This window comes from Pseudoalteromonas xiamenensis, assembly GCF_017638925.1.
Classification (GTDB): Bacteria; Pseudomonadota; Gammaproteobacteria; order Enterobacterales; family Alteromonadaceae; genus Pseudoalteromonas; species Pseudoalteromonas xiamenensis.
The window spans coordinates 147,422-160,169 of sequence record NZ_CP072135.1; the positions used below are offsets into that span (position 1 = coordinate 147,422).

Genomic DNA, 12,748 nt, shown 5'->3' on the forward strand with positions numbered 1-12,748 from the left:
TCTTGTTAGATTTCAGGCATTGGCGGTACTATATTTTCGAAAAGATGGTCTAACTCCTTTAAATATAGGTTTTGGCCCACAATGTGGGCATTTGAATGGTTAGCACCTTTGACTTCGATAATCTTAACATTTGGAAACGAACTAACGGCACCCGCAACTTCATCATATGATGCCACTTGATCTTGTGAACCCTGAAGGATAACGATTTTCGAATTTAGCTTAGACAGAGCCGTCTCAACGTTTGGATTAAACGCCATGAAAACGTCTAGTGGTAAATAGGCAGCAGGTAAAGTGAACCAATTTTGCTTTAACTTTGCACGAATAGCGACCGCAAGCGAAGGTGCGATTGAATCAACTAAAATACCTGCAGGTGGGTTTTTGACCGCTAACTCAACCGCTAATGCCCCACCAAGCGAACGACCTACAAATACTGATTTATCTATGCTACATGCACCAATTTTGTTTATCTGCACCAATGCGTGATTACCCAGTTCGGTAACGCTAGAGAATGTACTTCGTCCCACTGCACCGTCATAACCAGGGAAGGAGATAGCATAAACACTGATACCTGCTGCAAGTAAATGCTCGAATATTTCTTTCTCATATCTCGGGATCCCGCCATTACGTCCCGAGAAAAATACGATGCAACGGTCATCATTTTTTGCGTGGTAAATTCGAACGATTGCTTCAGTTGCTCCAGCCTTAACGTTGAAGCTTGAACTTTCATTGGTTACAACGTTTGGTGTAGTGACAAAAATCAATTCATCGAGGAAAAACCGAACACCAACCAAGACCGCCAGAACATATAGAGATGCAACCAAAAAAAAGCGACTAAGAATTCGTTGAATAAACATTTAACCTTGCGACTGTAAAAATTTAACCATGCTAATCTACGAGTGATTGCGTCGCGAGTCTATAGTATCAAGCCCTACAATGTGAAGACTGCACGCAATCCAAGATCTGAGCCATTGATTTGTTTCCATAAATGGTAAACTATAAAATTTAAAAGAAATGGCACGCTATGTAATGGATAAATATGGCTCGGTTATGTGGTAAAAGAATATATCTCTGTGAAATTCATAGAAAAAATAAATTACATAGCGAGCCGGGTAAGGCTCGAATAAGTAAAGTCTCGTTTTTGCTGAACACTTTTTTGATTGCCTGAGGAAAAAACTGTTGGTAACTTATTGCTATTGTTAAAGAAAAAATTTAATAGTGGGATAAAAGAAGGGTGTGGACAACTTCCTTAACCGAGAATCTCGCTAATACGCTGTTGAACTAAGCCGCTACGCGGAGATCGCCAACCTCACCATTTTCACCACACTTATCTTTGGGTATTCCAACTTATCCGGAGGTAAACATGGACCCATTGATAGAGCAAGTAAGAGTCGAAATCGGTTATTTAGGGTATTCAGAGAGCACCGCAAAAAGCTACTGTGAACACGTGCAAAAACTGAGTCGTTATATCAATAAGCCATTGGCTCAAGTCACTGATGAAGAACTCAATGCGTTTTTTAGAACATCAGCGATACGTCGCTTGTCACGCGCCAGCCAAAAGCTACAGATAAACAGCATTTGGTTTTTGTTCAAACACATTCTAAAGCGCCCACTTAACCTTGATATTGCGCTGCCTAAAGCTAAGCAGCAAGCGCCAAGTTATTTATCTCGAGAGGACGTTCGGCATTTGGTCGATAGTTGCCAGGATATGCGACTAAAAACACTGATTGTATTGTGTTACGGCTGTGGATTGCGAGCGGGCGAGGTCGTGCGGATTAAAGTGAAAGACATCAGTGGTGAGCGTCACACAATTTTAATTGAGCATGGTAAAGGGGATAAATCGCGTTATGTCGTGGTGCCAGAAAGTGTGTTGCAGCTGCTACGACAGTATTGGCGGATGTATCATCCAAGTACGTGGCTTTTTTACTCACGTTGGGTGCGTGACCAAGCGATGTCGGTGTCTTGTTTCAGAAAAGCCTTACTAAAACACGCTAAAGCGGTAGGATTGGAGACACGTTGCCACCCTCATGCACTGCGTCATGCCTATGCGACTCACCAACTTGAATCAGGTATGCCACTGCACCAGTTACAACATCAATTAGGGCATAACAACATAAAAACCACCGAGGCTTATCTGCATTGGCTGCCGGAACTCGGGCATGGTGGTGTGGATTTACTCGCCAATTGGTTTACGTCATGAGCGAGTACCACATTGCCGATATTTTACATGAGGGGTTAGCATCCTACCGACAGCACCATACGATAAGTTACCAACAAATAAGAGCATGTCAGCATATTCAATCGTGTCGCACAGGTAAACTGGGGTATCAAGAGTGGCAATGCGACGACTGTGCCGAGGTTGAACGTATTGGATGCAGTTGTCGAGATAGACATTGTCCACGTTGTCAGGGCTATGCGACACAGCAATGGATAACGAAGCAACAAGCGAGGTTATTACCGTGTCGTTACTTCCACTTGGTGTTTACGCTGCCTCATGAACTGAATCCACTGGCTCAACATCAGCCTAGCATGGTGTACCAAAGCCTATTCCAAGCCGCTTGGGCGACATTGACCCAGTTCGCCGCCAAGAAAGGTCATGGTCAATTGGGCATGACCTGTGTGTTACACACATGGGGGCAAACGCTGAGTCAGCATATCCATTTACACTGTCTAATTCCGGCGGGGTCGATACGACAAGGACGCTGGTGCACGATAGACAACAACTACTTATATCCGGTCAAAGCACTCTCGCGTGTATTTAGAGGCAAAATGCTTGCGGCATTGTACGCTAGAAATAAGGATGTCGTGCACGTTAGCACGCCGACAGAATGGTGCGTTTATAGCAAAGCGTGCCTGACGTACAGTCCTTACTTAGTGAGCTATTTAGCGCGGTATACACGAAAAGGGATGATGTCGGAACATCGACTGGTTGCGGTGGATGAACAAGGGGTGAGCTTCAGTTATCGAGATTATAAGGATGAGGATAAGCAAAAAGTCATGCAGCTAAGTCGAGACGAGTTTATTCGGCGGTATTTATTGCATGTATTGCCAAAAGGCTTGATGCGAATACGGCACTATGGCTTTTTAGCCAACGCGAGCTATAAACGAGTACAGCGCATAGTAAGGTCAATTGAACAAGAAGCCCAATCCTCACCCCAAAGAGAATTGCAACCACCGACGTTACCGTGTTGGACATGTAAAGTCTGCGGACATGGGCGATTGAGTTTAAAATCGGTGGTCACCGCAAAAAGGCATAATCCAGACGACGTAACCGCGGATATCCGACAGAGTTAGCAGCGTCAACGAGCTGCCTAAATTCAATGAGTTACCCTAATTGAACGGATTGGGATGGGATGTGCTGCGCGGTTTATAAAAAGATTGCTTACAGCCCCTTAATTCGCTGTAATAGAAACATAAAAAACACGACTGAGCGATGCTAGGAAGCGCAAAGTAAGATAAAGGATTGAGCAAATCACCCACTTGCCCCTTAGGCTTAAAAAAGCAAATTCCCATAGCATAAACGATACCAAGCTACGTGCAGGTAGCGCCTCAGTTCAACAAGGGATTATGTGACACAAACAACGTGTCCCATAAATACTAATACGTTAAGCGTATTAGAGAAGGTTATGAGTTTGGATAAAAAAAGAGACAATCATTTTGTACCAGTTATGTATCTAAAGAACTGGTCAACAAGTCGAAAGGTTCAAGTATATCGGACTCTAGTTCAGCATGAGAATGTTCCTATTTGGAAGCCGTTTCCATTAAATGGAATTGGTTACTTGCGAAATCTTTATATAAATACGAAAGATGGTGAAGAATGTGACATGCTTGAAACATGGTTTGATCAGCACTATGAAGCTCCAGCAGAAGCATCAATCGCAAAAGTAATGTCAAACTCCAAATTAACCCCTAGCGATTATAAAAACCTGATCAATTTTTTTGCTCTTCAAGATCTCCGAACGCCCAAAAAATTTATTGAACATCTCAACAAGGACGACAAAGATGAGTTTGAGGTGATGATGAAAGATGTTGTTGAAAGAGCTATATCTAAAGGTGTTCCCAGAAGTTTTGAACCTTCGGGAGGGTATAGGTTTCACGATGAATTACCTTTGAAGTTGCAAATAACAAAAGATGATAAAGGTTTGATGGTTTCTGTTGAGAAATTGGTGGGTAGGGCTTCATGGCTATGGAGTATCAAGCACTTGCTAACTAACGTTTCTAGTCATCTCCACGAACACAAGTGGACAATCTTACATCCTGCTAAGGGTGAGTCTTGGTATACGTCTGATAATCCGGTTCTCAAGCTTAACCATTATGGGAAGGACGGCTATGACCTCAAAGGTGGATGGGGGAATGCAGGTACTGAACTTATTCTTCCATTGGGTCCTCAGCATCTTTTGTATACGTTGGTTGGTCAAAAACCTCCGCTGCCTAGAGGCACTAGGGTTAGTATGGAAAAAACCAATGTCATAAACCGGATGCTTGTCGAAAATAGTCACAGATATGTTATTTCTGTGAATCAATGCCCTAAGATTGGTTTGTTTCATGAAAGGTTGGTGCTTCCAGACGAAGTAAAATATGAATTGTCGCAATGGAAATCATTGAATGAGCACCATGCTTACAGTGAAAAAGAGTTTTACTCGACAAAATACGCTTAACAAACAATTTAAGAGTGATTCAGCACGCTTGGCATTTTGGGTTTGGATTGAGTTTAGTGTTTAAGGTGGTCAAATTAAGTGTCGTGGTAGTGTGCTTCACACCTTAATTGGGCGTTAGGTTAGAAATCGTTCAATCATAAGGAGTAGAAGTGGGACGTTTACTTATTTTAATTTTGAGTCTATTTGTATCTTTACAAGTTCAAGCAGATGAGCAGATAAAAGTACATCAAGTCGCTGAAAAATATTTTTCAGCAGTAAAGTCTTATGATGTTTCAGTACTCGCAGGCATGCTGCATCCAGAAGCGTTGAACAAATTTCGTTCTGCATTTGATGGGGCTTTTGGTGGAAGTAAAAGTGAACAAGCCCAAAAAGACTTATTACCTCTTTTCTCCGTATCGGGAGTGCAAGAATTTAATAGCTTGACTGATGTAGATGCGTATAAAAGAATGACAGCTTTTTTTGCTAAAGCTGAACCTAAACTGTTGGAAATAATGAAATCGTCAACGTTCTCTATTGCTAACGTATCGGTTGATGGTGATGTTGCTTACGTAAATTATTCAATGACCATGAAAATAAATGGTAGCCCTTTAAGCCAAGATTCCGTGCAAAAGTTTAAATTGTTCAACGACAACTGGCTGGCACTGCTTCCACCTAGTGGTGAGGCTACGATCACGAACCTAAATACTAGGTACAAATAACCTAACAAACTGTTTAAGTAGATTCGGCATGCGTGGCATTTTTGGTTTGCAGCGGTTTTAGTGATTACGCTGTGTTGCGGAAGCTCTTGTAGTGCATGCCTCACTACTTAACAGGGCGTTAGCTGTACTCATGAAAACTGATAAAACGTCTCAATTTCTGTGGTTTATTTTCCTAATATTAGGTGTTTGGTTTTCAATCGAAACCGTGAACAGCACCTTTTATGGTTTCGAACTAGCCTTAGGAACAGCTCTATTTGGTTTAATCGTAGGGCTTATCTTGCACAAAAAGCGTAATCGTTCTGAACTTTGGGATAGTTTTGTAGATAAAAGGAATTTTTTTAGAAGCCAGCGTAAGACAACGTATATGTTCTTTTTTCTCGCGGTTATAGGTTTCTCGAATTCTTACATGTTAGTTGGTGAGCCTAACTACTTGAATACAGAAATAACCGAAAAAAGAATTAGCAGAGGAAAATCGACTAGCTATATATTGGCTATTGCTCCGGCAGAATACGGTACGTTAGATCTAAAAGTCGGTGAAAAATTTTGGAATTCTCAATCAGTAGGTAACGAGCTTATGATTGAAGTTCAAGAAAATATTTTTGGCTTATATGTGGTTACGGATTACAGTACAGCTAACAAGCCACTGAAGCGGGACTCGCAACAGTTGGCTCGGTTTCGCTTCGCTACACATTTTAGCCAACTATTACTCGCTCCTTAGTGGGGCGTTATAACGATAAGGAGTATCGGTGCAAACTTTAATTAAAAAGAAGAATATCCCGTTTATATTTCTTGCAGTTATTTCTGTTTTCTGGTCTTTTTATTATCAAAGCTCAAATATTCTTAATGGATATGGCGTAGACAAACCAGAATGGCTTTTGCTAATCGATGGTTTAGTTGTCTTACCTATTTTATGCTTTTGGTTTGTTAAAGATAAAAAAGATGCCGCTATCAAAGCTGTAGCCTACAGCTGTTTAATTATTTTGCTTGGCAGCTTTGTAATTCCTGAAAGTTCAAAGGTTGTATGGTCTTACCTTGAATCATTGCGCTATCTTGCTATAGCTGCGTTTATCGTTTTAGAAATCACCACTATTTTGACCGTATTTTTTGCAATCAAAGCTTCTCTTACCAAAGAGCAAGATCCAGATTTGGCTATATCAAAACCAATTGAAAAAATTCTAGGTAAAGGTGTTATGAGCTCTTTACTCTCTTTTGAGGCGCGAGTTTGGACATACGCGTTATTTTCTAAAAAGATAAGGCAACAAAGTTTTACTGGAGATAGTCATTTTAGCTGTCATAAAAAAGATGGCGCTCAAAGCAATCAATTAGGCTTTATTTTAATCATTTTATTTGAGCTACCCGTAATGCATTTGCTGTTACATTTTTTATGGTCACCATTTGCGGCTAATTTCACAACGGCTTTAACTCTTCTTGGTCTAGTGTTTTTTATTGCAGAGTATAAAGCCATTGCAATTAGGCCTATTTCAATTCTTCAGGACAGCATTATAGTGAGGTATGGCGTTTGGAATCCTTTAAGGATTGCTTTAAGTGAAATTGCTCAAGTTCAACTTAATTCAATTTTCATACGTCGGTCAGGTAATGTTAATAGATTCAATTTGGCTGGCAATCCAAATATTGAGATCAAGCTTAATTCGGGTAAGCTCATATATTTAGGCGTAGATTCACCCAATGAGTTTCTAATGACTATAGAAAAATGTCGAGAAAAATCATTATAACAAGCTGTTTAACAAGGACAAAATACAGTTGGCTTTTGCTCCTTCGTCGCTTATTGTAGCCAACTGTATTTTGCCCATTAACAGGGCGTTAGGCCCACTCACAATTGAGAATTTCGATGTACATAGAAAAATTAGAGCTTAAAAACTTCAAAGCATTTAAGAAACTTGAGTATACATGCAATGAAAATTTCAATGTTATTGTGGGAGAAAACAATATAGGTAAAAGCACCATATTTGAAGCATTAAACCTTTGGAAATTTGCCTACGACAGGCTTATTCAAGAAAGGGATAAGACTAGGTTTTACAAGGCTGCTTCTAACTACTACTTGCCTTTTTCAGAACTAAACCAGATACGATTGGTAGATGATAATGACCTTTTGTACAAAACAAATACACCAAGTGCATCTATCACTGTAACTATTCGTGAAGGTGAAGAAAGTTTTTCACTGAAGATTAGGTTTGAAAAGCCCGGCATCAAGAACGCATATATTAGATTTTTTAATTCTGATCGTTTTTCTGAGTTTGAGCGATTTGCAGATTTTGTTAGACCAAAGTCCTGTTCACTCAAAAACGCTATATTCATTTATCAGACGCGCCCAATCTCAACGATTGGTAGGTCGGAGCCATTTTATAACAATGGGCAGATAGAAAAGAAAATATCGATTGGAAAATCGCACGATGTGTTACGAAATAAGGTTTTGAAAACTGAAAACTCTCAAGTCAGAGTTTCTGAAAGGTTCGATAAATTAGAAAGTAGGCTTGAAAGAGTCTTGCAGAAAAGATACCAAATCCGATTTAAGAATAAAAATAGAACAGATGATGAGTATGTCCGAATTACTGCAGAGTGTGCAGAGCATAAAGAACTCGAAATATCTATGATGGGGAGTGGATTCCTACAGATTCTAGAAATATTTTCCACTATTGAATATATAGAATCGCATGTCGATGGTATTTGCTTAATCCTCATTGATGAACCTGACTCACATATTCACTCAGACCTTCAATCCTACCTTATCGACGAGTTAAAGAATCATGCAGATAGCCAAATACTAGTTATTAGTCATAACGACAGGCTTGTTAGTAAAGTAGATGAAGGGGAGTTGTTTTACCTAAATAATGCGGTCAAAGAACTTGGAAAACTAGATCCACTTTTAATAAGTGATTTCCACAAAGTTAAAACGGGATTGGCGAGTATTCTTGAAGAGCTAAGTGCAGAGGATACTAGGCCGATAATCCTAACTGAAGGAAAGTCAGATAAAAAAATTCTTGATACTGCCTGGGCGAAGTTAAATCCTGGGATTCCGATGCCTTTTAAAATTATATCTTCTGGAATCCAAATTGAAGAAGATAGAAGGACTGGGTCGGCAGAAACCGTAAGGCGCTCACTTGAATACCTATCAACTCTTACAGATAGAAAGATTATTGGCCTATTTGATAATGATAGAGAGGGGAATGAGCAATTTAGAGGGTTGAATCGGCAAATTTTCAACCCACATGATTTGGCTCTTTCTTCACGCAAGCATCTTACCAAGAATATATTCGGACTGCTCCTGATTGTTCCTGAATTTAGAGCGGACTTTGTAACACAAACATCTCTCACTCAGCGATATCTAGTTATTGAACATTTATTCGAAAACGAAATTTTAGAACAGTACAATATGAAGGGTGAGAACATACTACAAACCAATGTATTTGAGATTTCTGGAAACAAAAACGACTTTTCTCATGCGTGTGTCAATTTTGAAAGAGGTGCATTTAGAGAGTTTCAGCAGCTATTTGATAAATTTGAGGAATTGAATGGCGAGGCCTAACAAGCGCATGTTGTCGGACTGGTTCTCCGCTGTGCTCCAAACCAGCCGCAAATGCGGGCGTTATATGCACATGGAGAAGTGGTGTTTAAATCCAAAGAATAAAGTTCACTGCTTGCAGAAGAGTTGAAAAATGGTAATCAAATCGCTGAAAAATCTTCTTGGCCACCGAAGTGTGAAGCTCTTATTCTTCTAAAGAATAGGTTTACTAAAAAATACGAAAGTAATAACTGGGTGTACCGAGAAATTAAAGATTCTCATTATTGGTACGCTGAGTATTCAACAATTGACGAATCAGAATGTTTAGCTTGCAAATAGCGAGCATATAACAAGGCACTTTAGGCGGATTTCAGCCAGCCCTCCTTTGCCCATACCTCGCAAGTTTAGCTGGGAAGTCTGTTCCGGCTAAGTGGAGCACTAGTTTTACTTGGAATGGGGAGTCCATATCATTCGTTATGCATAAATAGAGGAAACATGGAAAATCAGGGAAAGTTGTTCTTCTTCTGTGGCAAGATGGGAGCCGGTAAATCAACCAAATCTAAGATAGTTGCCGCTGAAAACAATGCTGTCCTTATTTCAGAAGACGATTGGCTATCGGCTCATTATCCTTCACAAATTCAAACATTTGACGACTACATAAAGTATTCAAATCTCATCAAGCCTTTCGTTAAAAGCCATGTTCAAAATTTGTTGAATGTTGGGGTTAACGTTGTCATGGATTTCCCGGCTAATACCTGTAAGCAAAGAGCTTGGTTTCTATCACTATGCGTCGAAATAAGTAGTGAGCATGAGCTTTGGTATTTAGACTTAACGGATGAGCAATGTTTATCCCAAATTGCTAAACGCCGAGTTGAACAACCTGAAAGAGCTATGTTTGACACTGAGACTGTATTTCATCATGTGACCCAGTATTTTGAAGTACCATCAGCGACGGAAAATCTAAATTTGGTACGAGTAGGATAATACGCATAGCAAAGCGTTTAAGATGGATTCACAACACTCGGTATTATTAGTTTGAATCAGCTTTAGTGTTTACGTCACAATGGTATAGGTATGGTGGTCGCGTTGTTCTCAAGTCAATGCGGCATTGTGCTGTTCGGAGATATTTATGAATGATTCGATATGAGCAATATTTCCGTTTTTATTTCTTGTTTATATTTCGATATGGTGGGGTTGTATTATCAATCAAACAGCAGGCTAAATGATTATGGCAGCGCAAATTTAGAATGGTTGTTTCTATTGGATGCGTTAATCGTACCACCGATAATCTGCTTTTTCTGTACTAAAAATAAAAAAGAAGGCTTGTTAAAAGCTGTTGTTTTAGGCAGCTTAGCTGTCTTGAACGGTAGTTCCCTGAGCAAAGTAAACTGATCTGGCTCTATCTAGAAAATGTCTGCTATTTATTCTTTGGCTATCATCTTAGTGTTTGAAATTGTTGCAATTTCAACCGTGTATAGTGCTATTAAAGCTGCAATAGGGAAGTGTGAAGATCCTGATTTTTCTATAGAAAAACCAATAAAAAAAATACTTGGGTGAAAGTGCTGTTACATTTCTATTGACCTTCGAAACGAGGATGTGGAGCAAATCGCATCAAACCAGAATATTACAACGGTGAGCAACACTTTACCTATCATCAGAAAGACGGTGCAAAAAGTAACTTGCTAGGCTTCATCTTACTCTTCGCGTTTGAAATGCCAATTATGCATCTGGTGCTACATTTCATCTGGTCACCTCTTGCGGCAAATATTGTCACATTACTTACGATTTTTAGTTTGGTATTTTTTATTGCAGAGTATCGAGCATTTTCGAAAAGGCCAATTTCTTTATTTTATAATAAGTTATTTATTCGCTATGGACTTTATCAGCCTTTGGTAATACCGTTAGATAATGTTGTTAAAGTTGAAAAAATAACGAGTTTGTTCCTCGGTCGAAATTTGTAGAACGTTACAATTACTCAGGTAATCCAAATATCAGAATTGAACTCTCAGAGCCGTTGGGGTCGGTTAGTTCAATTTTTATTGGTCTTGATAATGCTGAGTATTTTATCTTAGCTTTGTTAGACTCTGTATCACGGCATAACAATCAAATATTATTGTCAGCAAAAAGCGCTGGCTGCGACGTTAACCCTCTACGCGGCTTTTCACGCTAAATTTGGACGTGAGTCGCGTATGGATCAAGGAAGAAATCTATGGTTTTTTTATTAGGTGTTGGGATCCCAACTTTAGTTATTTTAGGTTTAGTCACAATCATAAAATTAAATTCGATATTTTCGTATGTCTTAATTATTTTGCTAGGGATTTTATCTACTTACGTTTTTAATTATACGTATTGCAATATTCTTGGGTTCGAATGTAAGCCAGATCCTTTAAATGCTCTGGGTGAAATAATTCACTCAGGATTGGTAATAGTAATTTCTTCCATTATTTACGCTTTATTGCCTAAAAAATACAAAAAACGTAGTGTAGACGTTGGCGGATAACAAGCCAATAAAGTGATGGGATTGCAATAGCTTGACTCAGTTTCACTTCGCTAAGCAAGTTTAACTAAGCATTTTTACGCATTTTATTGGTGCGTTGAGTTTAAAAGGAGTTAACTTATGTCCTGGCAACTAGTTTTGTTACTGATTTTTCCAATTCAATTTAAAATCTATGGGTATATAACAAGGAAAGATAAAAGCCCTTTGTGGGTAAAAATTGAAGCAATGTCAAACGCTTTTTTTCTAGCGATGGGCTTAATTGTCTTTTATGGACTTATAAATGATGTCATTTATTTTACACCAATATTTTGGAATTTTTGGCTCATTATTGCTGTTATATGGTTGATGGTTTGCCTTTATGGTCACCAAAAGTCAAATACGCTGTTTAAGTTTTAGGTAAATCGAAAGCTATTGGTTTTGTGATAATTAGTGCGGCAATTTATATGTCAATGTTTTTTGTGGTGTATGAATGTGCAGTTCAAATATGGTGAGATAATAAATAAAGGGCGAGAGCGGTTTTTATTCTTTTAAAAAAATGACTATTTCAGCTTGTTTCTATAGTGTTTTAAGTAACTTAAATTCAGTTTAAAAATTAAACAAGGATGTATAAATGAAGAAGCTAATGTTAATTTCACTATTTCCGTTTTGTTCTATGGCAAATGATGCTTTTGATTCTTCTAAATTAGCTGGAACAGAACGAATGTTTTGGGTAAATAGTAAAACGGAAAAAGCAGTAGTATACGGTGAATTTGAAAATTTCCATAATTTAAAAGCGCTTATATCTTCAATAATTTCAACCGACAATTCTCAACCTTACACAAAAGAACAATATTGCTCTTTCGATAGTTTAGTTTTTGTTGATAGTAACAAAAGTGAAATCATTCAATTTAAGATTGATGGTGAACATGTTTTTTATAACGGATATGCTTTTGCTGATTCTAACAGTAAATTAAGTGACTTTGTTAAGATAAACCAACACCGTATCAGCCAAGGTGAAGCGCTTCACTCTAAAGCAATAAAGCTAAATATAAAAAACTACGCTGCTAAGTGCTTATAATACAAAGAGAAAGCTAGGAAAAGAGCAGTATGCTTTTGCTCTTGTGTCGCTTGTTTTAGGTAACATGTTATTTTTATTCTAAAAAGGCGTTAGGCGAATAGGGAAATGAACAACTCTGGATACGAATTATCGTTTGATGATTTTGCCATGAAAAATTGGCATGAATTCACCTAACACGACGGGTTTTGTATCCATACGAGTTAGTTTAGCCGTGGACGCAAGACAGCAGGCTTGCGTTCATTCCTCGGTTAGTTTAGCCTGCTATTTTTCGCTGTTTATTAAGGCGATATTTTTTGTCCAAGAGTGACAATATATAAAAAG

12 protein-coding genes are annotated in these 12,748 nt (G+C 38.7%); 11 read left to right on the forward strand and 1 reads right to left on the reverse strand.

Translation table 11 applies throughout. The features are described from left to right. Positions 1-5: 5 nt before the first annotated feature. Positions 6-854: an alpha/beta hydrolase gene (locus J5O05_RS18405; protein WP_208845079.1), complete on the reverse strand. Its 849-nt coding sequence runs from the start codon at positions 852-854 to the stop codon at positions 6-8. Between the two features lie 506 nt (positions 855-1,360). Between J5O05_RS18405 and J5O05_RS18410 the strand changes: the two genes are divergently transcribed. From J5O05_RS18410 to J5O05_RS18460, 11 genes are all read left to right on the forward strand, one after another. Then, the gene (locus tag J5O05_RS18410) at positions 1,361-2,197 is read left to right on the forward strand and encodes a tyrosine-type recombinase/integrase (RefSeq protein WP_208845080.1); all 837 of its coding nucleotides are present in this window, start codon (positions 1,361-1,363) and stop codon (positions 2,195-2,197) included. Continuing rightward, positions 2,194-3,291: an IS91 family transposase gene (locus J5O05_RS18415; protein WP_244370162.1), complete on the forward strand. Its 1,098-nt coding sequence runs from the start codon at positions 2,194-2,196 to the stop codon at positions 3,289-3,291. Before J5O05_RS18410 ends, J5O05_RS18415 begins: the two co-directional genes overlap by 4 nt. 332 nt (positions 3,292-3,623) lie before the next feature. Next, the gene (locus J5O05_RS18420) at positions 3,624-4,655 is read left to right on the forward strand and encodes a DUF4238 domain-containing protein (RefSeq protein ID WP_208845081.1); all 1,032 of its coding nucleotides are present in this window, start codon (positions 3,624-3,626) and stop codon (positions 4,653-4,655) included. A 149-nt stretch (positions 4,656-4,804) separates the two neighbouring features. Further along, positions 4,805-5,353 (forward strand): hypothetical protein, encoded by a 549-nt coding sequence (locus J5O05_RS18425; RefSeq protein ID WP_208845082.1) that lies wholly within the window; start codon positions 4,805-4,807, stop codon positions 5,351-5,353. 130 nt (positions 5,354-5,483) lie between these two features. Further along, positions 5,484-6,071 (forward strand): hypothetical protein, encoded by a 588-nt coding sequence (locus J5O05_RS18430; protein ID WP_208845083.1) that lies wholly within the window; start codon positions 5,484-5,486, stop codon positions 6,069-6,071. 28 nt (positions 6,072-6,099) lie between these two features. Continuing rightward, a complete protein-coding gene (locus tag J5O05_RS18435) occupies positions 6,100-7,086 on the forward strand; it encodes a hypothetical protein (RefSeq protein WP_208845084.1) in 987 nt (328 codons plus the stop codon). A gap of 116 nt (positions 7,087-7,202) precedes the next feature. Beyond that, on the forward strand, positions 7,203-8,897 hold the full coding sequence (locus J5O05_RS18440; protein WP_208845085.1) for an ATP-dependent nuclease: 1,695 nt from the start codon (positions 7,203-7,205) through the stop codon (positions 8,895-8,897). Between the two features lie 471 nt (positions 8,898-9,368). Next, positions 9,369-9,857 carry a P-loop nucleotide/nucleoside kinase family protein gene (locus tag J5O05_RS18445; RefSeq protein WP_208845086.1) on the forward strand — a complete coding sequence of 163 codons (489 nt, stop codon included), beginning with the start codon at positions 9,369-9,371 and terminating at the stop codon, positions 9,855-9,857. A 1,225-nt stretch (positions 9,858-11,082) separates the two neighbouring features. Further along, positions 11,083-11,373 carry a hypothetical protein gene (locus tag J5O05_RS18450; protein ID WP_208845087.1) on the forward strand — a complete coding sequence of 97 codons (291 nt, stop codon included), beginning with the start codon at positions 11,083-11,085 and terminating at the stop codon, positions 11,371-11,373. Positions 11,374-11,490: 117 nt separating this feature from the next. Continuing rightward, entirely contained in the window at positions 11,491-11,766 is a 276-nt protein-coding gene (locus tag J5O05_RS18455) for a hypothetical protein (RefSeq protein WP_208845088.1), read from the forward strand. A gap of 214 nt (positions 11,767-11,980) precedes the next feature. Continuing rightward, the gene (locus J5O05_RS18460; RefSeq protein WP_208845089.1) at positions 11,981-12,427 is read left to right on the forward strand and encodes a hypothetical protein; all 447 of its coding nucleotides are present in this window, start codon (positions 11,981-11,983) and stop codon (positions 12,425-12,427) included. The last annotated feature ends 321 nt before the right edge of the window (positions 12,428-12,748 follow it).

Bases quoted from the DNA above. Each gene is read 5' to 3' on its own strand.
- J5O05_RS18410 (WP_208845080.1), top strand. From the start codon at position 1,361: ATGGACCCATTGATAGAGCAAGTAAGAGTCGAAATCGGTTATTTAGGG.
- J5O05_RS18430 (WP_208845083.1), top strand. From the start codon at position 5,484: ATGAAAACTGATAAAACGTCTCAATTTCTGTGGTTTATTTTCCTAATA.
- J5O05_RS18455 (WP_208845088.1), top strand. From the start codon at position 11,491: ATGTCCTGGCAACTAGTTTTGTTACTGATTTTTCCAATTCAATTTAAA.
- J5O05_RS18440 (WP_208845085.1), top strand. From the start codon at position 7,203: ATGTACATAGAAAAATTAGAGCTTAAAAACTTCAAAGCATTTAAGAAA.
- J5O05_RS18450 (WP_208845087.1), top strand. From the start codon at position 11,083: ATGGTTTTTTTATTAGGTGTTGGGATCCCAACTTTAGTTATTTTAGGT.
- J5O05_RS18415 (WP_244370162.1), top strand. From the start codon at position 2,194: ATGAGCGAGTACCACATTGCCGATATTTTACATGAGGGGTTAGCATCC.
- J5O05_RS18405 (WP_208845079.1), bottom strand. From the start codon at position 854: ATGTTTATTCAACGAATTCTTAGTCGCTTTTTTTTGGTTGCATCTCTA.
- J5O05_RS18445 (WP_208845086.1), top strand. From the start codon at position 9,369: ATGGAAAATCAGGGAAAGTTGTTCTTCTTCTGTGGCAAGATGGGAGCC.
- J5O05_RS18460 (WP_208845089.1), top strand. From the start codon at position 11,981: ATGAAGAAGCTAATGTTAATTTCACTATTTCCGTTTTGTTCTATGGCA.
- J5O05_RS18420 (WP_208845081.1), top strand. From the start codon at position 3,624: ATGAGTTTGGATAAAAAAAGAGACAATCATTTTGTACCAGTTATGTAT.